This is a genomic window from Amycolatopsis sp. NPDC043889 (assembly GCF_056435645.1).
Window position 1 is genome coordinate 122639 of the sequence record NZ_JBWKEC010000012.1, and the last position, 23769, is coordinate 146407.

29 protein-coding genes are annotated in these 23769 nt (G+C 67.2%); 12 read left to right on the forward strand and 17 right to left on the reverse strand.

Going from position 1 to position 23769, the window contains the following annotated elements:
• Positions 1 to 5: 5 nt before the first annotated feature.
• From AC0685_RS22855 to AC0685_RS22870, 4 genes are read right to left on the reverse strand one after another with little or no spacing between them, the layout of a single operon-like run.
• Positions 6 to 488: a DUF6653 family protein gene (locus AC0685_RS22855; RefSeq protein WP_478227385.1), complete on the reverse strand. Its 483-nt coding sequence runs from the start codon at positions 486 to 488 to the stop codon at positions 6 to 8.
• A 13-nt stretch (positions 489 to 501) separates the two neighbouring features.
• Positions 502 to 1770 carry a glycosyltransferase gene (locus tag AC0685_RS22860; RefSeq protein ID WP_478227386.1) on the reverse strand — a complete coding sequence of 423 codons (1269 nt, stop codon included), beginning with the start codon at positions 1768 to 1770 and terminating at the stop codon, positions 502 to 504.
• The gene (locus tag AC0685_RS22865) at positions 1767 to 2378 is read right to left on the reverse strand and encodes a TetR/AcrR family transcriptional regulator (RefSeq protein ID WP_478227387.1); all 612 of its coding nucleotides are present in this window, start codon (positions 2376 to 2378) and stop codon (positions 1767 to 1769) included. The genes AC0685_RS22860 and AC0685_RS22865 overlap by 4 nt, the downstream gene beginning before the upstream one ends.
• Positions 2379 to 2435: 57 nt before the next feature.
• Positions 2436 to 2882 carry a CBS domain-containing protein gene (locus AC0685_RS22870; protein ID WP_478227388.1) on the reverse strand — a complete coding sequence of 149 codons (447 nt, stop codon included), beginning with the start codon at positions 2880 to 2882 and terminating at the stop codon, positions 2436 to 2438.
• Positions 2883 to 3095: 213 nt separating this feature from the next.
• On the opposite strand from AC0685_RS22870, the gene AC0685_RS22875 reads away from it, so the two are divergent.
• The gene (locus tag AC0685_RS22875; protein WP_478227389.1) at positions 3096 to 4592 is read left to right on the forward strand and encodes a SulP family inorganic anion transporter; all 1497 of its coding nucleotides are present in this window, start codon (positions 3096 to 3098) and stop codon (positions 4590 to 4592) included.
• Complete coding sequence (locus AC0685_RS22880; RefSeq protein WP_478227390.1) at positions 4589 to 5080, forward strand: beta-class carbonic anhydrase; 492 nt, start codon at positions 4589 to 4591, stop codon at positions 5078 to 5080. Before AC0685_RS22875 ends, AC0685_RS22880 begins: the two co-directional genes overlap by 4 nt.
• On the opposite strand, the gene AC0685_RS22885 is transcribed toward AC0685_RS22880, so the two are convergent.
• Positions 5081 to 5527: a CBS domain-containing protein gene (locus AC0685_RS22885; RefSeq protein WP_478227391.1), complete on the reverse strand. Its 447-nt coding sequence runs from the start codon at positions 5525 to 5527 to the stop codon at positions 5081 to 5083.
• Between the two features lie 470 nt (positions 5528 to 5997).
• Here AC0685_RS22885 and AC0685_RS22890 point away from each other — a divergent pair, with 470 nt between their 5' ends.
• A complete protein-coding gene (locus AC0685_RS22890) occupies positions 5998 to 7290 on the forward strand; it encodes an ArsB/NhaD family transporter (protein ID WP_478227392.1) in 1293 nt (430 codons plus the stop codon).
• A 93-nt stretch (positions 7291 to 7383) separates the two neighbouring features.
• Here AC0685_RS22890 and AC0685_RS22895 read toward each other — a convergent pair whose 3' ends face one another.
• Positions 7384 to 7539: a hypothetical protein gene (locus AC0685_RS22895; RefSeq protein WP_478227393.1), complete on the reverse strand. Its 156-nt coding sequence runs from the start codon at positions 7537 to 7539 to the stop codon at positions 7384 to 7386.
• 184 nt (positions 7540 to 7723) lie between these two features.
• Positions 7724 to 8203 (reverse strand): hypothetical protein, encoded by a 480-nt coding sequence (locus tag AC0685_RS22900; RefSeq protein ID WP_478227394.1) that lies wholly within the window; start codon positions 8201 to 8203, stop codon positions 7724 to 7726.
• Positions 8204 to 8327: 124 nt separating this feature from the next.
• Here AC0685_RS22900 and AC0685_RS22905 point away from each other — a divergent pair, with 124 nt between their 5' ends.
• From AC0685_RS22905 to AC0685_RS22915, 3 genes are all read left to right on the forward strand, one after another.
• Entirely contained in the window at positions 8328 to 9008 is a 681-nt protein-coding gene (locus AC0685_RS22905) for a response regulator (protein WP_478227395.1), read from the forward strand.
• Positions 9005 to 10390, forward strand: a complete 1386-nt coding sequence (locus AC0685_RS22910; protein ID WP_478227396.1) for a sensor histidine kinase — start codon at positions 9005 to 9007, stop codon at positions 10388 to 10390. Before AC0685_RS22905 ends, AC0685_RS22910 begins: the two co-directional genes overlap by 4 nt.
• 239 nt (positions 10391 to 10629) lie before the next feature.
• Positions 10630 to 10845: a hypothetical protein gene (locus AC0685_RS22915; protein WP_478227397.1), complete on the forward strand. Its 216-nt coding sequence runs from the start codon at positions 10630 to 10632 to the stop codon at positions 10843 to 10845.
• A gap of 162 nt (positions 10846 to 11007) precedes the next feature.
• Here the strand turns inward: AC0685_RS22915 and AC0685_RS22920 are convergent, their stop codons facing one another.
• The 4 genes from AC0685_RS22920 to AC0685_RS22935 form a co-directional block, all read right to left on the reverse strand.
• Complete coding sequence (locus tag AC0685_RS22920) at positions 11008 to 11391, reverse strand: hypothetical protein (RefSeq protein WP_478227398.1); 384 nt, start codon at positions 11389 to 11391, stop codon at positions 11008 to 11010.
• 156 nt (positions 11392 to 11547) lie between these two features.
• Entirely contained in the window at positions 11548 to 11994 is a 447-nt protein-coding gene (locus AC0685_RS22925; protein WP_478227399.1) for an SRPBCC family protein, read from the reverse strand.
• Positions 11995 to 12174: 180 nt separating this feature from the next.
• Positions 12175 to 12546, reverse strand: coding sequence for an SPW repeat domain-containing protein (locus AC0685_RS22930; protein WP_478227400.1), 372 nt, complete (start codon positions 12544 to 12546; stop codon positions 12175 to 12177).
• A 4-nt stretch (positions 12547 to 12550) separates the two neighbouring features.
• The gene (locus AC0685_RS22935; RefSeq protein ID WP_478227485.1) at positions 12551 to 12961 is read right to left on the reverse strand and encodes a hypothetical protein; all 411 of its coding nucleotides are present in this window, start codon (positions 12959 to 12961) and stop codon (positions 12551 to 12553) included.
• Positions 12962 to 12989: 28 nt separating this feature from the next.
• On the opposite strand from AC0685_RS22935, the gene AC0685_RS22940 reads away from it, so the two are divergent.
• The 4 genes from AC0685_RS22940 to AC0685_RS22955 all read left to right on the forward strand — a co-directional run bounded on the left by AC0685_RS22940 (position 12990) and on the right by AC0685_RS22955 (position 15808).
• Positions 12990 to 13214: a helix-turn-helix domain-containing protein gene (locus AC0685_RS22940; protein ID WP_478227481.1), complete on the forward strand. Its 225-nt coding sequence runs from the start codon at positions 12990 to 12992 to the stop codon at positions 13212 to 13214.
• 274 nt (positions 13215 to 13488) lie between these two features.
• A complete protein-coding gene (locus AC0685_RS22945) occupies positions 13489 to 13887 on the forward strand; it encodes a hypothetical protein (RefSeq protein ID WP_478227401.1) in 399 nt (132 codons plus the stop codon).
• 239 nt (positions 13888 to 14126) lie between these two features.
• Positions 14127 to 14603, forward strand: a complete 477-nt coding sequence (locus AC0685_RS22950; RefSeq protein WP_478227402.1) for a MarR family transcriptional regulator — start codon at positions 14127 to 14129, stop codon at positions 14601 to 14603.
• Positions 14600 to 15808: a multidrug effflux MFS transporter gene (locus AC0685_RS22955; RefSeq protein ID WP_478227403.1), complete on the forward strand. Its 1209-nt coding sequence runs from the start codon at positions 14600 to 14602 to the stop codon at positions 15806 to 15808. The genes AC0685_RS22950 and AC0685_RS22955 overlap by 4 nt, the downstream gene beginning before the upstream one ends.
• A gap of 84 nt (positions 15809 to 15892) precedes the next feature.
• Here AC0685_RS22955 and AC0685_RS22960 read toward each other — a convergent pair whose 3' ends face one another.
• Positions 15893 to 17314, reverse strand: coding sequence for an MFS transporter (locus AC0685_RS22960; protein WP_478227404.1), 1422 nt, complete (start codon positions 17312 to 17314; stop codon positions 15893 to 15895).
• 78 nt (positions 17315 to 17392) lie between these two features.
• Here AC0685_RS22960 and AC0685_RS22965 point away from each other — a divergent pair, with 78 nt between their 5' ends.
• Positions 17393 to 18049, forward strand: coding sequence for a TetR/AcrR family transcriptional regulator (locus AC0685_RS22965; protein WP_478227405.1), 657 nt, complete (start codon positions 17393 to 17395; stop codon positions 18047 to 18049).
• A 44-nt stretch (positions 18050 to 18093) separates the two neighbouring features.
• On the opposite strand, the gene AC0685_RS22970 is transcribed toward AC0685_RS22965, so the two are convergent.
• Complete coding sequence (locus tag AC0685_RS22970) at positions 18094 to 19629, reverse strand: SulP family inorganic anion transporter (protein ID WP_478227482.1); 1536 nt, start codon at positions 19627 to 19629, stop codon at positions 18094 to 18096.
• 364 nt (positions 19630 to 19993) lie between these two features.
• Positions 19994 to 20383 (reverse strand): MerR family transcriptional regulator, encoded by a 390-nt coding sequence (locus AC0685_RS22975; protein WP_478227406.1) that lies wholly within the window; start codon positions 20381 to 20383, stop codon positions 19994 to 19996.
• A 243-nt stretch (positions 20384 to 20626) separates the two neighbouring features.
• Here AC0685_RS22975 and AC0685_RS22980 point away from each other — a divergent pair, with 243 nt between their 5' ends.
• Positions 20627 to 21184, forward strand: a complete 558-nt coding sequence (locus tag AC0685_RS22980; protein WP_478227407.1) for a M28 family peptidase — start codon at positions 20627 to 20629, stop codon at positions 21182 to 21184.
• Here the strand turns inward: AC0685_RS22980 and AC0685_RS22985 are convergent.
• Genes AC0685_RS22985 through AC0685_RS22995 form a run of 3 tightly spaced genes read right to left on the reverse strand, consistent with a single transcriptional unit; the run spans position 21167 to position 23757 of the window.
• Complete coding sequence (locus AC0685_RS22985) at positions 21167 to 22225, reverse strand: ArsO family NAD(P)H-dependent flavin-containing monooxygenase (protein WP_478227408.1); 1059 nt, start codon at positions 22223 to 22225, stop codon at positions 21167 to 21169. The two genes, AC0685_RS22980 and AC0685_RS22985, sit on opposite strands and share 18 nt — an antisense overlap.
• Entirely contained in the window at positions 22222 to 23313 is a 1092-nt protein-coding gene (gene arsB / locus AC0685_RS22990; protein WP_478227409.1) for an ACR3 family arsenite efflux transporter, read from the reverse strand. The genes AC0685_RS22985 and arsB overlap by 4 nt, the downstream gene beginning before the upstream one ends.
• 39 nt (positions 23314 to 23352) lie before the next feature.
• Positions 23353 to 23757: an arsenate-mycothiol transferase ArsC gene (locus AC0685_RS22995; protein ID WP_478227410.1), complete on the reverse strand. Its 405-nt coding sequence runs from the start codon at positions 23755 to 23757 to the stop codon at positions 23353 to 23355.
• Between the last annotated feature and the right edge of the window lie 12 nt (positions 23758 to 23769).

The window sequence follows — 23769 nt, forward strand, 5'->3', positions numbered from 1 at the left end:
GCCTTTCACATGGCCGCCTGCTCCTCGGCCCGTTCCCAGAGCCAGCCGAACCGGTCGATCCGCCACAACTGGGCCATGACGACCACCGTCGCGCCGAACAAGGTCGGCCAGAACTCGAGCGCGACCAGGCCCCACGTGATGAGCCCGAAACCGGCGAGACCCAGTACGACCAGGACACGCAGCACGCGCTGATGGTCCGGCGGGACCAAGGATTTGTCGTGTGCCCAGACTCGTTCGCCGTAGATGCCGCGCGCGGCCCAGCTGCGTGGTTCGACCGGCGGGAACGCCGAGGGGTTGAGGAACAGCCACACGACGACCGCCGCGATCGGCACGAGACACCACCAGCCGATCCAGGTCCGGCTCCAGATCGCGAGCAGCATCAGTGGGATCGCGGCGAAGCGGGTCCATACGCTCCAAGGGTTCGCGTGGCGGCGCCAGGCTTCGTCGTCCATGCGGAAGGTCTTCGTCACCGCGTCGGTGAGTTCCATGGTGTTTTCCTTGTCAGGCCAGGTTTTCGAGGAGGTCGACAGCGGCGGCCACGCCGTTCTCCGCGCTGATTTCCCGGCCGAGTCGTTCGGCCCGTTCGCGCATACCGGCGTCACCGGTGGCTTGCCGCAGCGCTGCGGTGAGCCGGTCGGTCGTGAGTTGCTGCTGGCGTATCGGGGCCGGTGCGACGCCGACGGCGTGCATGCGGTTCGCCCAGTACGGCTGGTCGGCGACGAACGGGCACACCACTTGCGGTATGCCCGCGGCCAGTGCGGCTCCGGTCGTGCCGCCGCCTCCGTGATGTACGACCGCGCTCATGCGCGGGAACAGCCAGTCGTGCGGCGCGTGGTCGAGCACGTACAGGTCGCCGGTTCCGGCGTCCGCGGCCATGCCGCCCCAGCCGGTGGCGAGCACCGCACGCACCCCGGCCTGCCGGACGGCTTCCTCGACCACCGCGCGGGTGCGGCGTGAGTCCCTGCCGGCCATGCTGCCGAATCCGATGTAGACCGGAGCGGGGCCCGCGTGGAGGAAGTCCCGCAACGCCGCAGGCGGTTCCCACGCTGACGCGGCGGCGAGATACCAGAAACCGGTGGTGTGCACAGAATCCGGCCAGTCCGAGGCCGCGAGGGTGACCTCACGGCTGAATGCCTGCAGGACCAGTCGGTCACGGCCTTCCGCGTCGTGCAAGATGTCGTGGCTCCCCCTGCGGCGCGGCAGCCCGAGTTCGGTCGTGCGCCAGGTGGAGGTGATCCCGGTGAAAGCGCGCAAGATCGCGGCCACCGCGAAATACGTGGCGCGGTTCACCGCCCTCGGCAGGCGGGGCAAGGGAATCATCGGGCACGGGAATTCGCCGGTGGGGATCCAGCCGGGTTGCAGCGCGACGACCACCGCGGGAACGCCGAGCATCTCGGCCGCGTGGTGGGCGGGCACCCCCGTCGTGTGCACGACGACATCCGCGCGAGAGGCCTTCGCGGCCACACCGACGTGGTGCAGGACCTCCGCCATCATCGGTTTGACCCGCTGGGCCGTCCGTAGGGCGGTGATCTTGCCCCGGATGCCCCGGTAACCGCCCTCGATGGCCTCCTTCACCACCGGGTCGTCCATCAGCCGGTTCGCGCCCTCACCGAGCGGGGCGAACTCGATGTCGTACTCCCCCGCGGCATCGGCGAACGAGTCCGGCGCGGCCAGCACCGCCTCGTGCCCGCGATCGCGGAGGGCGACAGCGAGAGCCAGCATCGGCTGGACGTCACCACGGGTGCCGTGGGTGACCAGCAGCGCCCTCACTTCGACCGCTCCTGGTCGTTGATGGCGGTGTAGGCGGTCAGCCAGCGGTCATCGGCGAACAGGCCATTGGTCAAGATCTCCAGCCCAGCCCTGGCACCCCGGACCGCGGTCGCGGTCTCCGCGGCGTCCCCGCCGAGCAACCGACCGACGTGGTCACCGAGCACGAGCGGTGCCAGCAGCCAGGACACATAGACGACCGCGCGCGCCCGGGAGTCGTCCGACGGGTGCACCCAGCCGTCCCGCTCGCCGTCGGCGAGCCACCCTTCGGTGCGGTCCACGATCTCGGTGAACAGGGCGGACGCCCCGCTCGACCCGTCCAGAAACGCCCGGGCCAGATAACGCCGCACCGGCGTGGCCGCCTGCAGCACTTCCGCCAGCGCATCGTCGCCTGCCTCGCCTCCGCCCCGGATCGAGTCGAGCACATGCTCGTCACAGGCCTGCCGCAGCCCGTCCTTTGAACCGAAGTGGTGCAGCACCAAGCCCGGAGACACCCCGGCGTCCGCCGCGACCGCGCGCACCGAAGTTCCGGCGATGCCGTCGGCGCCGAACCTGGCCAGCGCGGCATCGCGGATACGGGCCCGCGCCGTCAGATCAGAGACTGAACTCATGTTCAGAGTATTGAACACTTGTTCAGTTCAGTCAAGGCGAGGCCGCTTGACGAGCAGTCAGTCCGACGAGAGCACGAGTTCCAGCAGCCGGGACGCCGTGATCACACCGATCATCGTGCCGTCACGCAAGACCGCGGCCAGCGGGCAGCGCAGCCGAGCCATCGTCGCGGCGACTTCCACGATGTTGTCGTCATGCTCGACAACAGCCAGTTCAGAAGGCCGAGTGGAAAGGACGTCGCGGACCGTCTTGCCGCCCAGCTTGTCCGCGGCCCGGTCGGCCATCGATTCGGAGAGCACCGCGGCCAGCGTGGGTGCCTCCTGGACGTAGGCGGGCACCAGGAATTTCACCACGTCCGAGGCGGGCAAGACCGTGTAGGGCCGCCCATCGGCCGCGGTGACGACGAGCCCGGGTAGCCGGTTCTCGGCAAGAAGCCGAGCCGCCTGCAGCGCGAGCGAATCGAGGCGCACTACCGGGAACTTCTCGGCCATGACGGCGGCGTGCATCTCCGCAGAGTACGGCAAATCGGTCATTTCAACCATGCCGCGGACGATCGAGCGTCGGTTAGGCCGTCGGCGTGAGGATCTCGACCGCAAGCCTTCTTTACTGGACCTTTACACTCTTTTAGGGCATCTTTACGCCCAGGAGTGCCGGGAAGTCTGGTCGGCGGCTTGGCCCACCGAGGGCCGGGTCAAACGCATGCCGACGAGCGGGGACCGATGCTCCAGCGTTTCGCCAGAGAACTCCTTGCCGGGCTGACCGTGGCCATCGTGGCGCTGCCACTGGCGATCGCCTTCGGCATCACCGCGACCGGCACCTCCGAAGGAGCCCTCGTCGGCCTATACGGCGCGATCTTCGCCGGATTCTTCGCCGCGGTCTTCGGAGGAACACCGGCGCAGGTGACCGGTCCGACCGGCCCGATCACCGTGGTCGCCACCGGTGTCATCGCGGCGCACGGACTCGAAGGCGCGTTTCTCGCGTTCATCATGGCCGGCGCGCTTCAGATCCTGTTCGGCGTCTGCCGGCTCGGTTCTCTCATCCGCTTCATCCCGCACCCGGTGGTGTCCGGGTTCATGGGCGGGATCGCGCTGATCATCATCCTGGGCGAGCTCGACCAGGTGCAGAAGAGCTTCCTGGTGGTGGCAGCCACGATCGTGCTCATGCTCGTAGCCGCACGGGTGGTCAAGTCCATCCCGGCGAGCCTGATCGCGCTCGTGATCATCACCGCCGTTTTGTCGTTCGCGGGGCCCGTGCTGCAGAACCTTCGGATCGGGCCGGTTTCCCTCAACGGCACGGTCGAGTACATCGGCCAGATCCCCGAATCGATTCCCTCCCTCACCATCCCGGAGTTCAGCGGTTCGCTGATCCTCACCCTCGTGTTGCCCGCCCTGAGCATCGCGCTGCTGGGCTCGATCGACTCCTTGCTGACCTCGGTCGTGATGGACAACATCACGGGCCGTCGGCACCGCAGCAATCGCGAACTGGTCGGCCAGGGTCTCGGCAACATGGCCAGCGGGCTGTTCGGCGGCTTGGCCAGCGCGGGGGCGACCGTCCGGTCCGTGGTCAACGTCAGAAGCGGCGGCAGCACCGCGGTGTCGGCCGCGACCCACAGCGTCATCCTGCTGGCACTGGTGGCCGGTCTCGGCGCGGTCGTCCAGTACATCCCCCTCGCCGTGCTGTCGGGGATCTTGATCCTGACCGCGATCGGCATGTTCGACTGGGAAAGCCTCCGCAAAACCCATGTCGCACCCAGGGGCGATGTCGTCGTGATGTTCGCGACGATGATCATCACCGTCCTCGTCGATCTGACCGTGGCGGTCGCGGTCGGCGTGGCCGTGGCGCTCATCGTGCACTTCGTGCAATCGCGCCGAAGCAGGGCTTCGGTCATCTACGACGAGACCGGTACCTACCACATCGAGGGCCCTCTGTCGTTCCTCTCCATAGACCGCGTCTTGACCAGACTGCGCGACGACGAGCCGAAACTGTCGCTCAGCCTGCAGCACGTGAGCTACATGGACATGTCCGGAGCCAAGGGACTGCTGACCTTCATCGACCACTCCCACAGATCCGACGTGGAACTCGACTTCAAAGACCTGCCGCCGCACGTCGAGCACAAATTGACCGCGCTCGCGAACGACGAACAGCGCGGCAAACTCACCGCCGTCATCAGGAACGCGCCCAGTGCCGCGAACCGGCCGAACGATGGGAAGTCATGACCGCGATCGACGTACTGCTCAAACGCAATGACGAACTCGGCGACGCGGTGCCAGGCGATCGGCGTTCGCCCCGGCCTTCCCTGCAGGTGACCATCCTGACCTGCATGGACGCACGCGTGCGGGTGTTCGAGATCTTCGGTCTCATCCAGGGCGAATCGCATGTGCTGCGCAACGCCGGCGGAGTAGTCACCGACGACGTGATCCGCTCGCTCGCGCTGAGCCAGCGGAAGCTGGGCACCCGCGAGGTCCTGATCGTGCAGCACACCGACTGCGGGTTGTCGCTGGTGACCGAAGACGACTTCAAAGACGAATTGGAAGCCGACACCGGACTGCGACCGACTTGGGCGGTCGAGGCGTTCCGCGAAGTCTCCGACAGCGTCCGCCGCTCGATGCAACGCGTGAAGCGGTCAGATTTTCTCCTGCACACCGACAATGTTCGTGGCTTCGTCTACGACGTGAAGACCGGAGCACTAACCGAGATCAGCTGATCATTGTGGGGCGAGCGCCAGCTCCAGGAGGCGGGACGCGGAGATCACGCCGAGCAGCGTCTTGTCCTGCATCACCGCGACCAGTGGACAGTGCAGCCTCGCCATGATCGCGGCGACCTCGATGATAGTGTCGTCGGAGTTCACCCGCGGCAGCTCGGCGGGCTCCTCCGGAAGCAACGACCGCACCTTGCGGCCGCCCAATTTGTCGGCGACACGATCGGCCATCGACTCGTTGAGGACACCGGCGAGTGACGGGTCGTCCTGCACATAGGTCGGCACCAGGAAACGGACCACCTCTGAAGCGGGCAGGACCGACTGAGGGCAGCCACTCCGGTCGGTCACGACGATGCCGGGCAGGCGGTGCTCCGCGAGAAGCCGCGCCGCGTCGAGCGCGTCGGAATCCATGTCCACGACCGGGAATTCCTCGGCCATCTCGCTGGCTTGCATAGCGCAAGACTACGACCGTCCGGGCAGGTGTGCCCGGGTCATCCGTCGTTACTGTTCGATTCTTTACGGCCCGACGAGACTCCGGTGTGATTCGGCGATTCTCCGCGTCTCTGCCGCAGGTGCATGAGGCGGAGCGCGGCCATCAGGACGACGAACACGGCGATCAACGCGAGTGGACCGAGCAGTCCGGACATAAGCTCTCCATCTCACATCACTGTGATCACCGGCACAATCCAGAGTACAGGACGGCACCATCACCGAATCCACTGGACGGAGTCGCGATTGTCCGGGTTGCCTCTGCTTCTCGTTTACGGCATCTTGACGCGTGGAGCGCCGGGAAGTCTGGTCGGCATACCCCGTCCCTGACCGGGTCGGGGCGGTCGGCACGGACAGGAATCGGTGAGAGTACAAGTGATCTGGCAGTGTCTTCGGCCGGTATTCGCCGTTGATTCCGTTCACGAGGACGTGGCATGAGCGCCGCCGTCGCGATCATCGTGTTCGTGGTGGCGTACTTGTTCATCGCCACCGAGAAGATCCCGAAGATGGTCACCGCACTCGTCGGCGCGGGCATCGTGCTCGGCCTCGGCGTGCTCGACTCCGAGGACGCGTTCTACTCCCACGACACAGGTGTGGACTGGGACGTCATCTTCCTGCTGCTCGGCATGATGATCATCGTCGGAGTCCTCCGGAAGACCGGCGTCTTCGAGTTCACCGCGATCTGGGCCGCCAAACGCGCCAAGGGCTCGCCACTGCGGATCATGCTTCTGCTGGTGCTCATCACCGCGGTCGCGTCGGCGTTCCTGGACAACGTCACCACGGTGCTCCTGATGGCCCCGGTGACCCTCCTGGTCTGCGATCGGCTCGACATCAAGCCGGTGCCCTTCCTGATCGCCGAAGTCATGGCCTCGAACATCGGCGGCGCCGCGACCCTGATCGGCGACCCGCCGAACATCATCATCGGCAGCCGAGCCGGCCTGACGTTCAACGACTTCCTCGTCAACATGGCACCGATCGTGGCCATCGAACTGGTCGTCTTCTGCCTGGTCCTGCCGAGGCTCTTCCGCGGTTCCTTCACCGTCGACCCGGAACGGGTCGCCGATGTCATGGCCCTCAACGAACGCGAAGCCATTCACGACAAGAAGCTCCTCGTCAAATGCGGCGTCGTGCTCCTGGCCGTTTTCACCGCGTTCATCGGCCACTCGATCTTCCACATCGAACCGTCGGTCGTCGCCCTGCTCGGCGCCGGAGCCCTCGTGCTCCTGTCCCAAGCCAAGCCGAAGGACTACCTCGCCGGCGTCGAATGGGAAACACTGCTGTTCTTCGCCGGCCTGTTCATCATGATCGGCGCCTTGGTGAAAACCGGCGTCATCGGCGACCTGGCGAAACTCGCCGCCGACGCGACCGGCGGCAACGCGCTCCTGGCCGTCATGCTCGTCCTCGGCGTCTCCGCGCTTCTGTCAGGCGTCGTCGACAACATCCCCTACGTAGCGACGATGAGCCCGCTGGTCCTCGACCTCACCAACAGCATCGCCGATCCCACCCATTCCGAAGCCCTCTGGTGGTCGCTGGCCCTCGGCGCCGACTTCGGCGGCAACGCCACCGCGATCGGCGCGAGCGCGAACGTCGTCGTCCTCGGGATCGCCGCCCGCGCCGGGAGTCCCATCTCCTTCTGGGAATTCACCAAGAAGGGCGCTCTCGTCACACTGATCACCGTGCTCGTCGCGGCGCCCTATCTGTGGCTGCGGTACTTCGTCTTCGCCTGAATCCGCTCACTCGAGTCGCTCCAACCTACGGGCCAGCCAGTCGAGCAAGCGCGCGTCATCCTGAGCGCCGAAGGAGGCCGGCGGCGGAGGTCCTCACTGGCGAACGACCGCGGAGCCCGACCACCCGGCGGCGCCCGATGGGTCGACCTCGCAGATCCTGGCGACCTGGTAGCGATGCCGCCGTTCGGGGTGTCCCGGCGATTCACGGACGTCGACGAGCGCAGCATCGCCCAGGCCTTCGACTTCCACCTCGTATCGAACTAGCGGTCCTGCACCCGCTTGACTTCGACATTGACGGAGCATTTCCGGCGCCGAATATGACAACCAGGTTCTGACGGAGTGCCACGATCGACCGGTTCACCGGATCACCCGGCGCTCACGCGTTCATACCTTCTGTCGTCGCGGCAACCGGTGCTTCTATGCCAAACCGTTGTCACGACAGAAGGTCGCCGGTTTCTCCGAGCGAATCCACCGCACGGCTGTCCGCCTCACGTGCCGCGATCTCGTGCCTTCGGGCAGCCGCTTCGTCTCCTGCGGTTCGAGCCGAAAACGCCGCCGCGCGTTCGTGATGTGCCTCGGCGCGACGGACAGCCGCGAAGGAGCGATCGATCAAGATCCTCCATTGTGGAGACTCGCGCGGATGGATTTTCGCTCCGGTGCGGGCTTCGGCGGCGTTGGCGAGTTCGTGATAGGCGAATCCGTGGTGTGCGGCCACTTCGCCGAGCAAGTGCTGCGCCTTCGCGCGGCGGAACGCGTCTGGCTCACCTCCTGCCTCGATTTCCGCGGCCAAGGTTCGATGGCCGTCCGCGATGGCCCACGCCCGATCCGCGTCATCGCGCAGCCGTCGCACCCTCGGATGAGTTTCCGTTCTGGGGGTGACTTCGGCGCGCGTTGTGAAAACGTCGGCGGTCATGGGCTTGGTCCTCCCGTGTTTCGGTGAGCGTGATTCCACCCTGGCATGAACCGGACCCCCTGAAACTGACGAGTGCCTTACGATCGGAGGCTGTTAGCCTGGCCGGTGGAAGGAGATACCGACTGTGTCCACCCGTGTTCTTCTGGTCGAGGACGACGTGATGATCAGCGAGGCCTTGAGCCTCGCGCTGGCCGACGAAGGCTTCGACGTCGAGTGCGCTGAAACCGGCGAAGACGGGCTCGAACTACTCGCGGACAGCCGATTCGACGTCATTCTGCTCGACCTCATGCTGCCAGGCATCGACGGCCTCACCGTGTGCCGGTCGGTGCGCGATCAAGGCACCCTGCCGATCATCGTGATCACCGCCCGCGCGGACACCCAGGACGTGATCGCGGGCCTCGAAGCCGGCGCGGACGACTACGTCACCAAACCGCTGGTGGCCGGTGAACTCGCGGCCCGGATCCGCGCGCTGCTCCGCCGCACCGCACCCCCTCCCCCGACCCGGATCACCGTGGGCGGCCTGGAAATCCGGCCCGATGAGGAAAGCGTGCACCGGGACGGGAACCAGGTGCATCTGACCCGCACCGAGTTCCGCCTCCTCGCCGAACTGGCCACTGCCGTGGGAAAGGTAGTCACCAGAGAGCAATTGCTGCAGCGCGTGTGGGGACACGACTACTTCGGCGACACGAGGCTACTGGATGTCCACATCAGACGGTTGCGCCGCAAGGTCGAACCCGATCCCGATGATCCGAGCCTGGTGCTGACCGTACGCGGGCGTGGTTATCAAATCGCTCCGGGATCATGAGCCGGGTCGGGTTCCGGTCGGCGCTGCGGCGGCTTTCCCTGCGCTGGCGCGTGGCCGGCGCGTTCGGTCTCGGCCTGGCGCTGGTGATGAGCGTGCTCGGTGCCGCGACCTGGAACCTGACCACCGGTTACATGCTCGACCAGCGTGAACAGAGCACCTTGCGGCAGTCGGAAGTCAACGTCGACCTGGTCAACAAGGCACTGGCTGAACATTCCGACAATCTCAACGAGCTTTTGACCGGGCTCGCCAGCGGTCCGGACTCCTCGATTCTGCTGTCCCGCCCCGACGGCTGGCTTACCAGCGGACGGCAGATCGAGCCCACGGCCATCCCTGCCGCCCTGCTGAAAAGCGCGAGAGACGGTGTCGCAGCCCGGCAACGCTTCGCCGCCGACGGCATACCCGTGCTCGCCATCGCGACCCCGGTCGGCAACGGCGACAGCATCTACGTCGAGCTGTACCCGCTGCTCGAGCTGGATCGAACCTTCCGCTATCTCAGCATCCTGCTGATCACGGGCACCGTCGTGGCCGCGCTGTTCGGAATCCTGCTCGGCGCTTGGACCACCAAACGTGCCCTGCGCCCACTCTCCGCACTCCGCGGAGCCGCAGCCCGTGTGGCACGTGGAGATCTGACGACCCGGCTCCCCCACCAGAACGACCCCGATCTCGCCCCCCTCGCCACCAGTTTCAACACCACGACCGAACAACTCGAGCAACGGGTCCGCCGTGACAAGCGCTTCGCCGCGGATGTCAGCCACGAACTCCGCTCGCCTCTCACCACGATGGTCAACGTCACCGAGGTCCTGACCCGTCGCCAGGACACGATGGATCCGACCGCCCGCAAAGCCCTCGGTCTGCTCAGCTCGGAACTGCACCGCTTCCAAGGCATGGTCGTCGACCTGCTCGAAATCTCCCGCGCGGACCAGGACGACGAAGGCCCGGCTGAACTGGTGGATCTCGACGCACTGGTGCACAACGTCCTCGACAGCAGAGGCAAGTCCGATGTCCCTGTCGACGCCGCTCCCGACATCCCGCTCGTCTTCGCCGACCGCCGCCGCATCGACCGGGTCGTCACCAACCTGCTCGACAACGCCGACCGTTACGGCGGAGGCACTGTCGCCGTGACCCTTCGGCGGCGGGACGACCACGCGAGGATAGAAGTGGACGACGCCGGCAGCGGCGTCCCACCAGCCCTCCGGGAGCGCATCTTCGAACGCTTCGCCCGCGGCCTGCATTCCGGCCGCCGCGACCGCGACACCGGCAGCGGACTCGGGTTGGCCATCGTCGCCGACCACGTCCACCGGCACGGCGGCACCGTCTGGGTCGAAGACCGGCCCGGCGGCGGCGCACGCTTCATCGTCGAACTACCGGAGGCGACCGCGTGAAACTCCGTCCGATGATCCTCGCTATCACCGCCACCCTCTGCTTCGGCGGCTGCGGTGTGACCGACCAGGACGAACCCGAACCCATCACCACCCTCGCACCAAGCACCACCCCCACGGTCTCCAGCCGGACAGCTCCACCCTCACCGCCCCTGAGTCCGACGCGATCGTCAGGCAGTCGTCAGGTGCAGACTCCTGCATCTCCAACACAATGAGGAAGTCGTCGAAAGGAGGAGAGGGACATGCCCGTCCGCGATCACCATCCCGACGACATCGCCGACGAAGTCCGCCAATGGCTTGCCCGCGAATTCGCGTCCTCGATGACCGAATCGGCCGTCAGCCAGATCGTGTGCTCGGCCCACGCCGATCTCGAAGGCCAGGTCGCACCCGATGCCATGGGAGAAACGCTGCATCGGCTGGCTCGGTTCCGTGTGCTCCGCACACTTGGCGGCCGATGAGAGCGCCGGCCGACCGGCATCGTGTCCGATCAGGACTGTGTACGCCCACACATACGACATTCATGCCACGAGCAGTTCCACCGGCATCGATTCGCTTCTCGCCGATCCAGCCGGCACCATCAACGGCAGGCTGGTCACGACGACGAAAATGGCGACAGCGACCTACCGACTCATATGCTGGTGAAAGGTCAGTTTCCAGCCATCGTCCCGGCGAACGTAAACACTGCTCACCCGCGCTGAGTAAGGCACCCCATCTTTGATGGCAGCGATGCGGTAGTTGACCGTGCCGACGGCGAGACTAAGCCTTGTCGCGCTCAAACCATCGAGGTTGCACGCCTTCCACCGCACCCCGCACAAGGCGACCAAAGCCGCCTCACGCTCCTGGATGGGCCGCTGGTCGATCAGCAACAGCACGATGCGGTCATCGAGAACCCTCTCGTAGTACGACCGTGCGGCAACGGGTTCGGCCGCGAGCGCGCACCAGGCACGTTGCTCCAGACCCGTCAGCACATCCACGGCAGCCGCTTCACACTCCGGTGCGGCCAAGATCGCGACCAGAGTTCACCGTCTGGCCACCTCACGGTCCATACCTGGGCTTCGCCGATCGATCATCGCCGCGCTTTCCGAGCTGTCGCATACGCCCTCCGGCATTCGCCGGACGGCGACCAGCTTGCCGCAGAACTACGCACCTGAACCTGACAATCACCTTACGATTTCACCAGAGGCATACTCGGCAAGCCCTGTGGCGATCTTCGACATCGTGCGCTGGACCTGCCTCTCTGACGACCAGCGCCCCATGCCACGAGCTGAATACGTTCCCTGCCAACGGATCCGTGTTCCACCGCCAGGCACCTCGTGGAGGTCGATCGTCGCCTGGTGGTCGGCCATATGCGGACCCTCCAGCCCCTCGTATGCGAACCGCCGACCAGGCGTGAGGCTCGTGATCCGCTCCCGGATGACCGCCTTACCCGAGCGGAAGACACGGATGGCACCGACTCCGTCACGCCCGTCCGGGGAGAGGCCGCTCGAACTGCTGACGTCCAGTTCACCGGCGCGTGACCAGGCGGACCACATCCTCGGGTCCAGCAACAATGCCCACACGACCGCCGGTGGCGCCGCCGATTCGGCCAAGACATCGTACGACCGCACTGCAGAACCCTCCAAGAAAGGCGAATGTGACGACCCGGATCGTGCCACACGCCAGGCCCACCTGTAACTCACTTGGGCCACATCGAATCCAGCTGTCCACTATGGACCTAGAGCGAATTGGGCGTGCCCAACCGACGTAACTGGCCGGAGAATGGCGGTGCGAGGAACCTGCGATATTCCCTATAGCATTCGTTTCTCTCTGACTGCCCATAAAGCAAGCAGTGAGACCGCGGCTATTCCGGCGTCGAAACCGGGAAGAGTGTCACGGCCGAGCAGAAACGGGGCCAGGAGCAGCCAGCCCGCACTGACCGGCTGGATCGGCCACCAAACCCGCCTCGTGCCCGGCTCGGCGAGAGCAGCCGCACCGACCGCGACGAGAGCTGCACCAGCCACCAAACCGGTCAGCGGGTCGACCTCACCGACCGGATCGTCCGACGTGAACGGGGACAACAGCAGCCATAGGCCGATCAAGAACACGAGGGCGTCGGCGACGGCCAGTACTACACTGCGATTCTCGGCGATGGCCCGGACGTCGCGCGTCCAAGATTTCATCTCGTCAGCGCTCCAGTATGTCGCGGACGCTTTGCCCGGCGAACGCCGCCCAAAGCTCAGTCTGCCGGAGCCGCCGGTGAGTCCACCTGACGATAACCTTGCGATTCACAGGTCGCCCCAGGAGCCCCGTCGGTGCGGGGCAAGTGCCCGGGACCGAGACGTGCCACTCAGAGGACACCCAGCCGCGTCGGGCTTGACCCGCAGATCGGTCGCCGAGCTCGGCGACCACGCGACCTGCACCGAACCCGACGTCAACGATTGCCTGCCCAGGAGCCAGAGCGAGGAGGTCGTACGTGTCGGAGCGCAACTCGGCGGCGCCAGGCAGGTTGTCGACGACGTCCAGCATCCGGATCAACGAGCCGGTCGCGTCGTCAGGCCGGGTGGTCTCGGGCTGTGTGGTCGTGTCGTTGGACATGGCCGCCATGCTGCGACTTGATGGCGATATGAAGTCAAGCACTGCGGACTTGAGCATCGGAGAGGTCGCACAACGGTTCGGGCCGGCCACTCACGTGCTGCGGCATTGGGAGTCGTTGGGCCTACTCGCCCCGCCAGAGCCACCGGATCAACCCGGCATCCGCGCCGAACGCACGGGCGTGAAGCGCTCCGCTGGCGTTCGTGCCCAGAGCGGCAAGGTCGGTCCTAGCGCAGTGTCCCCGTCCACATGCTGACCCTCGACAAACCTCCGTCCAAACGCTCATCTGACGGCTCAACCGCCGTTGAGGTAGCGCTTGGGCGAAGTTCCCACTGTGCGACGGAATGCCGCTAGGAAAGCACTCGGCGTCGCGTATCCCACAGCATGCGCGACACGGGACATGGGCCCTGGAGGATGCGAGCTGGGCGCGATGGGCAGTCCCGAGCCCGGTCCGCAAGAGCGACTGCCGCGGATTCGCCAAGGCGCAGCGCGCGGCCCGGACCCGCATGCACCAACGTAGCCGTGACCGGATGCCTCATTTGCAGATCCTGGTCGACACCGCCCACCGCGCCATGACCGACACCGCGGAACTGCTGTCCACCGCACAGCAGCACCCGCCGGGCACGGAGTTCACAGTTTCTGGGCGGCTCTACCAGCGCTTCGAACCCACCAGCCCGCAGCGAGAGTGGGCACAGAACGTCCGCGATCTCGGCACCGGCGAGAAGATCAACCCGACCCACCGGGAGGACGAACGCTTCTGGGCATGGGCGGCGATCGAAACCTTGCGACACAACGGATGTCGAGGAGAGATCGACGGCCTCACTGTCAGCCTCAAGGCCGCGCACGCGAAGCTAGCCGCCCTCGACCGCCACACCGCGAACCGCGCCGCCCCCGTGAGCATCGGCATGCCTATTGTCAGACCGAGCTAGGCAACACCGGCCACGGCGAACCTCACCTGGCCGCAAGCCCCCTGAGCACACCCCCGCGCGGTTACTGCCTGCTCCTTCGGCTGATCAGGGAACGGGGAGACGATCTTTGTCTCACCTCGGCCCTCCCGATCTCGCCCCTCGACGCCAGCGCGACACCGTCATTTGGCACCTAAAAGCTTCGCTTTAAACAGAGAACTGCTACGTTTGCGCTGCTTTTTAGCAAGTGTTAGCTTGGTATTGTGACCGAAGCGGATGATGTTGCGCAGCGGACCAGATGGGCGATGTCGCGAGTGGCGGGCCGGTTGCGCGCGCAGAGTGGCGCCGAGCGGCCTCTGACCCGGTTGGCCGCCTCGGTGCTGGCGAATCTGCGACACAGTGGCCCGCTCACCGTCACCACGCTGGCGCGGATCGAGGGTGTGCAGCCGCAGTCGCTGACCCGGGTTCTGAACCAGCTGGCCGGTGAGGAGCGGATCAGGCGAATACCGGACGAGGACGATCGCCGGGCTCAGCGTGCCCTGATCACCGAGGCCGGGCTCGCCGCGCTCGAGGACCATGTCCGGGCCGGAAACGCCTGGTTGGCCCAGGCCTTGGCCGGCACGTTGTCCGACGCCGAGCTCGCTGTGGTCGGGATCGCCGCGGACCTGTTGCTGCGCGCGGCCAGCTTTCAGGGCGATCCGGACGGCGAGCCCGCTCTCGGCGCGGCGCCGCCGTTGTGAGCGGGAGCGCGGTCCGCGAGCGGGGGCGGCTGCGGCTGCTGGGGGTACTTGGGGGTTTGTCCGCGGCGGCGCCGCTGGCCACCGACATGTACATCCCCGGTTTGCCCGCGCTCGCCGCTTCCCTCGGCGCGTCGCCGAGCCAGGCCCAGGCGTCGCTCGCCGGGTTTCTTGCCGGCGTGGTGCTCGGCCAACTGCTGTTCGGGCCGCTGTCAGATCGCCTCGGGCGACGCCGGGTTCTCCTCGGCGGCGGCACCGGGTTCACGCTGTGTTCGGTGGCGTGCGCGCTCGCCCCGAGTATGGAGATCCTCATCGCCGGGCGGGTGCTTCAGGGTGTCACGGGTGCGGCTGGGCTGGTCGTGGCCCGCGCGGTGGTCACCGACACCCATGATGACCGCGGGTCGGCGCGAGGTTTCGCGACGCTAGGGGCGATCAGTTCCGCCGCGCCGATCCTGGCGCCGCTGCTGGGCGGGGCGATCCTGACGCTCGGCTCCTGGCGGGAGGTTTTCGTTGTCCTGGCAGCGCTCGGCGCGTTGCTGGTCGCGGGTGTCGCTGCCTGGGTTCCGGAATCCCTGCCCCTGCAGCGTCGCAGCCGTGGCGGGCTGGCGGTGACGCTGGGCCGGATCGCGGGTCTGGTTCGCCGGGCCGCGTTGACGCGCTTGGTCCTGGGCCTGGCGTTCGGCAACGCGGCCGTGTTCGCCTACATCGCCGGGACGTCGTTCGTGTTCACCGGGATCTTCGGCATGTCGGCGCCCCTCACCAGCGTCGTCTATGGGGTGAACGCGCTCGGCAATCTGCTGGGATCGGTGGCGTCCGGGCGGATCGCCGACCGTGCCGGTCTGCGTGTGCCACTCGTCGGCGGTTCGGCGGTAGCGGGCACGGCGACGGTGATCCTGGTGCTGACAGCCGCTGGAGGTCTGGCCGGTGTCGTGGTGACGTGGGCGTGCCTGTTCGTCGCGATCACGGCGTTCGGCGTGTTCTTCCCCGCCGTGATCACCGCGGCACAAAACCTCGGCCGGGACGCGCCCGGGGCGACGTCGGGGCTGCTGGGCAGCAGCCAATTCCTTATCGGCGCCGCCGCCTCCCCGATCGTTGGAGCGTTCGGCGAGTCGAGCGTTCTGCCGATGGCCGCCACCATGACCGTATGCTTGACGATCGCGGTCATCGCCGTCTGTACACGGACCGCCGAGAAGACCACCGGCTGCTAAGGATCCGGGGGGGGTACCGGCTCCTTGTTCACAGCGGCCGCCCGCTCGGTGGCCGGCGCTGCCACCTCCATCACAGCCGGTCGGCTACCGGATAGCGCCGTCTCGTTGTGACGGCAGGGCGTAGGCGAGCGCGGCCACAATGACCATGAGTGCCGCGATCACCACGAACGCGCGGCTGTAGGCGGCGGAAAGCGCTTCGGTGCCGGCGGTGTGGCTGCCCGCGACGGTGACCAGGACGGCCAGGCCGAGCGCACCGCCGACCTGTTTGGTGGTGTTCATCAGCCCTGAGGCGGCACCGGCGTCCGACGTGTCGACCCCGGAGGTCACGATGGTGGTGATCGGCGTGTTGAGCAAGCCGCCGCCGATCGAGAACACGACCGCCGGGCCGAGGATCCCGGCCAGGTAGCCACTGTCCGGTGTCAGCAGGCTCTGCCACACGAATCCGGCGGCGGCGAGGACAGCGCCGATCGCGATCAGGGTCCGGCTGTCGACGCGCCGCATCAGCCACGGGGTGACACGGGCGGCGACCAGGATGGTGACCACGGTGTGCGGCAGGAACCCGAGGCCGGTCAGCAGCGGGCTGTAGTGCAGGACGTTCTGCATCGACAGGGTCAGGAAGAACCACATCGGGTTGAGACAAGCCCCGGCCAGCAGCATCACCACGTTCCCGAGACTGATCGCCCGTCCCCGGAACAGGCGCAACGGAATGACCGGGACCGCGGCGAAGCGCGCCTCGACCACGACGAATCCCGCCAACGCCGCGACCCCTGCCAGCAAGCTCACCACCGTCACCGCCGCGTCCCAGCCCGCGTCATGGGACTGCGTGATGCCGTAGGTCAGCGCGGTCAGCCCCAGTGTCGCCAGGACCGCGCCCGCCAGGTCGAGCCGTGGGCGCGTCGCCGGACGGCCGCCACCGGAGAGATACCGCAGGGCGAGCATGATGGCTCCGGCACCGATCGGGACGTTGATCAGCAGGATCGATCGCCAGGAGAGGTACTCGGTGAGCACCCCACCGATGAGGTTTCCCGCGGTACCGCCGGCAACTCCCACCGCGGTCCACATCGCCAGTGCACGAGTACGACCAGAGCCTTCGGGGAAAGTGGCGGTGAGCACCGTCAGCGTGGCCGGTGCCAGGACGGCCGCACCCACGCCCTGCACCGCACGAGCGGCGATCAGCAACCCCGCGGTATCCGCCAGACCACCCGCCAGACTCGCACCGGAGAACAACGCGAGCCCGGCGAGGAAAACCCGCCTGCGACCGTAGAGGTCCGCCAGCCGCCCGCCGAGCAGCAGTAGCCCGGCGAACGTCAGCGCGTAGGCGTTGACCACCCACTGCTGATCCGCGTCGTCGAAACCGAGCGATCGCTGGATCGACGGCAGGGCAACGTTCACCACCGAGATGTCGAGCACGACCATGAACTGCGCCGCACACGCCAGCGCCAGCACCACCCGCGGCCCAGCGGTCCTCGCCGCCGGGCCACTGGCTTCGAGGTCACGAAAACCCACCACGCCTCCCGGCCGCATTGTGATACATGCGTATCATATACGCTTGTATCATAGCTCCTGCGTGAAGGAGGCCGCCTGATGCCGAGGACCGTCGACCATGAGGAACGGCGTGCTCAGATCGCCGAGGCGCTGGTCCGGGTCGCCGCGCGAGAAGGGCTGCACGCGGTCACGATGCGCGCAGTGGCCGCCGAATCAGGAGTGTCACTGAGGCTCGTTCAGTACTACTTCGACACCAAAGAGCAGCTGCTGCTGGGTGCGTTGAGGCATCTCGAACGACGGAGCCGTCAGCGGTGGGCAGCGCGTCTCGCCGGATTACCGGATCCGGTGCCCCCGCGGGACTTCGTCGAGGCGTTCCTCGCCGAGGCACTGCCGTCGGACGAGGAAAGCCGGGTCTTCCATCTGGTCGGCGCCTCGTACGCGGTGCTGGCGATGACCGATTCCCAGCTGAGCGCCGAACCGTTCGCGTCCAGTGTGGACGACATCCACCGGCAGCTCGCTAATGCGCTGCGTCGCGCACAGGCCGACGGGCAGCTGGCGCCGGGCGTGGACGTATCGCTGGAGGCGGCTCGCCTGGTGACGCTCAGCCATGGCCTGGGCACCAGTGTCCTGATCGGACAACAGGATGTGGACGGCGCGACCGCGGTGTTGCGCTATCACGTGCACGCACTGTTTTCGGCGCACAACGGGGAAAGCGTGGCGACCCTGTCACACTCGACCGCCGCATCGAACGAGTGAGGGGCGGAGCCGTGACGGCTCCGCCCCTCACTGTCCGGCCTGTGTCAGTGGCTGCCGGAGAGTTCGCCGGAGAGCTTCCCGTGCATCCGTGCGCTGTGCTTGTTCAGCCCGACGATCTCGACGGTCTTGCCCCGTGACTCGTACTTGGTGGTGATCGCGTCGAGGGCCGCGACGGTGGAGGCGTCCCAGATGTGCGCGTCGGTGAGATCGACGACGACCTTGTCCGGATCGTTCGCGTAGTCGAACCGGTAGACCAAGTCGTTGCTGGAGGCAAAGAACAACTCGCCGGTGACGGCGTACACGACCTGGGTGCCGTCCGGATCGACCACGGCGGTCACCTCGACCAAGTGCGCCACCCTGCGCGCGAAGATCACCATCGCGGTGATCGAACCGACGACCACGCCGATCGCGAGGTTGTCGGTGGCCACCACGACGGCCACGGTGACGACCATGACGATGATCTCGCCCCACGGCATCCGCTTGAGCGTGCCCGGAGCGACACTGTGCCAGTCGAAGGTGCCGAACGCGACGAGCACCATCACCGCGACTAGCGCGGCCATCGGGATCTGCGATACCAGCGGGCCGAAGACGATGCACAACACCATGAGGAAGGTCCCGGCCAAGAACGTGGACAGGCGAGTCCTGGCGCCGGCGGTCTTCACGTTGATCATGGTCTGCCCGATCATCGCGCAGCCGCCCATGCCGCCGAAGAAGCCGGTGACGATGTTGGCGACACCCTGGCCGATCGCCTCACGGGTCTTGTTGGAGTGGGTGTCGGTGATGTCGTCGACGAGCTTCGCGGTCATCAGTGACTCCATCAGCCCCACCAGCGCGAACGCGAGCGCGTACGGCGCGAGCATGCCGAGCGTGGCGAAGGTGAACGGCACATCCGGAACACCGAGTGACGGCAGCGAGGAGGGCAGGACACCCTTGTCGCCCACGGTCGGGACCGCGATGCCCGCGGCGATCGTCAGCGCGGTCAAGGCCACAATGGACACCAGCGGTGCGGGAATCACCTTGGTCAGCTTCGGAAACAGCACCATCAGCACGAGCCCGCCCGCGAACAGCGGGTACACCGGCCACGGCACGTCGATCAGCTCAGGCACCTGCGCCAGGAAAATCAGGATCGCCAGCGCGTTGACGAACCCGACCATCACACTGCGCGGCACGAACCGCATCAACCGCGCCACGCCCAGCGAACCGAGCACGACCTGGAACAAACCACCCAGGATCACCGTGGCGATCAGATAGTTGAGTCCGTGTTCCCGCGCCAAGGGGGCGACGACGAGCGCAATGGCGCCGGTCGCGGCCGAGATCATCGCCGACCGTCCGCCCACGATCGAGATCACGACCGCCATGGTGAACGAGGCGAACAACCCGACACTCGGGTCCACGCCCGCGATGATGGAGAAGGAGATCGCCTCCGGGATCAACGCGAGCGCGACCACCAGCCCGGCGAGGATCTCGGTGCGGGCGACCTTGGGCGACAGCCACGACGGCCGCGAACCGCGCAGGCGCGTCGACACCTGGGACACAAGACTCGACACAGAAAGACAACCTGACTTTCTCGGGCGCCACATCGGGGCGCGGAACACTCTCACGCCATCACGGCGTGCTGAAAGATCCTGCGGGAGAGAGGCGCGCACCGTCAGCGGTACAGGCGTCGCCTGGTATCTGCGGGCTAACCCGGAACGATCACGGCAACCTGCTCTGCCGGCAAGGAACAGCTCCTCGGCTCGAAAGGACGGGAGTCGGGGCGTCGGTGACCCAGCGGACTGGTGAGCATGACGCCACCACCGTCGACAACTCTCACCTTACGTTAGAGAAGAGATCATCCGCCCGCGAAGGCCCCAGGCCGGAATGAGGGCGGGATCACGTTCAACCCACAACGTCGCTCCTGGCAGGTGTTTCGCCGAGCGCACCCGGTGATCGCCGACGCGGGGGCTACCGCGACGTTTCTTCGGTGGCGTTGTGCGAGCGCAGCAGGGCGGCGAACTCCTCGGCGATGACCAGCTTCGCGCGCAGCTCCACGCAGGCCTTCTCGGCGGTCTCACCGAATTCCGCGAGACGAGCCGCCGGGTCCTCGATCTCGGGACTCCCCGGGATCGGGTCGAGAATGGCCAGCAAGTCGCGCATCTCCTCCAGCTGGAATCCCAGCGGCTTCATCCGCTTGATCAGTTCCAGCCGGTCCACGTCCGGGTCGGTGTAGAGCCGGAAACCGCCCTGACTGCGGGCACTGGGGACCACCAGGCCGACTTCCTCGTAATAGCGGATCGTCCGCAACGACAGCCCGGTGCGCTCGGCCACCTCGCCGATCTGCATCTGCTCACCCACACCGGTTTCCTTTCACCTGCCGCCCACCGCGCCGGATGCTCGATCCGCCGTCGGCGGCGCCGCCGACCACACTCTCACGTAACAGTACTGTCGCCTTCTCGCCGGGCTCCGCCGCAGATGACCTTGGCGATAGGTCGATCACAACCCTGCGGCGGTTCTTCCAGGAAGGCGCGTCCCTCGCTCAATCGTCGGACGGACCGGAGGGCGCCGTTGTGGTGACCGGCGGGTGAACATCTTCTCCGCATGCCCGCGGCCGGGGGCATCAGCGTGCTGTTGACCGCGCATTTCGACGGCGTGGGCGACGATCCTGGGCAGCGGCTTCCCGCGGCCGCGGACAACGCCTCCGGTGTCGCCGTCGTCCTGGAAGCGGCCCGTGTGCTGGCGCCGCTGCTGCCCGCCGCCGCCGGATTGGCGGTGACGTTCCTGGACGCCGAGGAAGCCGGTGCCCAGGGTTCGGCGCATCACGCGCCTGATGTCCGCGCCGGCACCGTGGTGATCAATGTCGACGGCGCCGCCCAGCTCGGCGAGGCCGCCGCGGTCGAGGCGGGCGGGCCCGCGCACGACCTGCTCGCGGCGCTCGACCACGCGGGCAGGGAAACCGGGGTGCCGCTGCGTGCGGGGGCAATGGCCTCGGACAACCGCCGCTACGCCGCCGCCGGGCTCGCCGCCATCGGCATCGGCATGGGGATGCCCGGGTATCAGACCCCGGCCGAGACCGCGGACCGTGTGGAGACCGACACGCTCGTCGCGGCGACCCGCCTCGTGATCTCGACCGTGCGGAGGCTAGCGAGCGGCGCCTAGGTAGGCCGTGATGTCGGCAATGGCGGCGCGGGCGGTCATGCCGACGCCGATGAGCGTGGCCGAGGCCGGTCCGGTCCAGTCTCCGTAGCCGAGCAGGTGCAGGCCGGGCTCGGCGACCGCGCGAGTATCGGCGGTGTGGATCCGGCCCCGCGTGGTGCGCAGCCGCAACGGGGAGAGATGCCCCAGGGCGGGGCGGAAGCCGGTGCACCAGATGATCGCGTCCGCGTGTTGCCGGGTTCCGTCCGTCCACACAGGACCGTCAGTGTCCAGGCGTGCGAACATCGCGCTCGGCCGTAGGAGCCCGGTGTCGCGGGCTTCGCGGACGGGCGGGACGGCGACGATGTCGCCCAGTCCGGCGACTCCGGCGGTGTCGGGCTGCCCGGTCTCCAAGGCCTGGCGGCGCCGAGTGGCGACGTCGAAGAGGGCCTTGCCGTCGATGTGGTCGGGCAGGTAGCGCGGTGGGCGGCGGGTGACCCAGGTCAGGTTCGCCGTACGGGCGAGGTCGGCGGCGATCTGCGCGCCGGAGTTGCCGCCGCCGACCACCACGACGTCCTGACCCGCGAACTCCTCCGGCCCCCGGTAATCGACCGTGTGCAGCTGACGGCCGGTGAACCCGCCCGGCATGAGCGGAAGGAACGGGCGCCACCAGGTTCCGGTTGCGCTGATGACCGCCTCGGCGCTCCAGGCCCCGGTATCGGTGCTCACCTGGAACCGGTCGCCGTCGCGGGACACGGCGGTCGCCGTCTCCCCGCGGTAGATCGGGAGTTCGTAGCGTTTCTCGTACGCGGCAAGGTACTCGACAACATGTTGGGCGGTCGGGTATCCGGGCCCTGGGTGGGGCGGCATCGGCCAGCCCGGCAGCGAGCTGTGCCTCGCCGGTGAGAACAGCCGCAGTGAGTTCCAGCCGCGGGTCCAGGCGCCGCCCGGCTCGGGCTGGGCGTCGAGGATGACGAAGTCCAGACCGGCGCGGCGCAGGTAGTAGCCTGCGGCGAGACCGGCCTGGCCACCGCCGATGACCGCTACCCGCGCGGCTCCGGTCACTCCGCGGGCGCTTTCGTCGTCCAGCGCTTGCGCAGCCAGAGACTCACGTAGACCAAGGCGACCAGGACCGGGACTTCGATCAGCGGGCCGACGACACCGGCGAGTGCCTGCCCGGAGGTGACGCCGAAGACGCCGATGGCGACGGCGATCGCGAGTTCGAAGTTGTTGCCCGCGGCGGTGAACGCGAGTGTCGTGGTGCGCTCGTACGACAGTCCGGACGCCTTGCCCAGCAGGTAGCCGCCGATCCACATGATCGCGAAGTAGACCAGCAGCGGCAGCGCGATCCGGGCGACGTCGAGCGGCCGGGAGGTGATGTTGTCGCCTTGCAGGGCGAACAGGATCACGATGGTGAACAGCAGGCCGTACAGCGCGATCGGGCCGATCTTGGGCAGGAACTTCCCCTCGTACCAGTCGCGTCCCTTGCCGCGTTCTCCGATGCGGCGGGAGAGGTATCCGGCGGCGAGCGGGATGCCGAGGAAGATGATGACGCTGAGCGCGATCTCCCACGGCGAGAAGTCCAGCGTCGTCGTGTCCAAGCCCAGCCAGCCGGGCAGCAGGTCGAGGTAGAACCAGCCGAGCACGCCGAACATGATCACCTGGAAGACCGAGTTCAGCGCGACCAGCACCGCCGCGGCCTCGCGGTCACCGCAGGCGAGGTCGTTCCAGATGATCACCATGGCGATGCACCGGGCAAGACCGACGATGATCAGCCCGGTCCGGTACTCGGGCAGATCGGGCAGCATCAGCCAGGCGAGCGCGAACATCAGCGCGGGACCGAGAATCCAGTTGAGCAGCAAGGAAAGCACCATGGTGCGTTTGTCCTTGGTCACGGTGTCGAGCTTGTCGTAGCGGACCTTCGCCAGCACTGGGTACATCATCAGCAGCAGCCCGAGCGCGATCGGCAAGGAGACCTGCCCGATCTTCACCGCGTCCAGCACGCCTTGCAGGCCGGGGATCACGCTGCCCAGCAGCAGCCCGGCGCCCATCGCGACGATGATCCAGACGGGAAGGAACCGGTCCAGAAAGGACAGTTTGTGCAGGACGTCGGTGTCGGCCGGGGTACCGGCCTTGTCGGCGGTTTGAGTCACGGGCTGGTCTCCAGAAGTGCGGAAGTCGGAAAGTGAGGGTCAGGCGTCGAGGATTTCGGCGACCAGGCCACGGACGCGGCGGTCGATCTCATCCCGGATCGGGCGCACAGCCTCCACGCCCTGCCCTGCGGGGTCTTCCAGTGGCCAGTCGAGGTAGCGCTTTCCGGGGAACACCGGGCAGGTGTCGCCGCATCCCATGGTGATCACCACGTCGGACGCTTCGACGTCCTCTGTGGACAGCTTGGTCGGCACCTCGGCCGTGATGTCCAATCCCCACTCCGTGAGCGCCGCGGCGGCGGCCGGGTTCACCTTCTCGGCGGGCTCCGACCCGGCGGACCGGACGGCGATGCGGCCGAGCGAGTAGTGCTGCAACAGCGCGGCGGCCATCTGCGACCGGCCCGCGTTGTGGACACAGACGAACAGCACTTCAGGCGTGCGGGTCATGCCCGTTTCCTT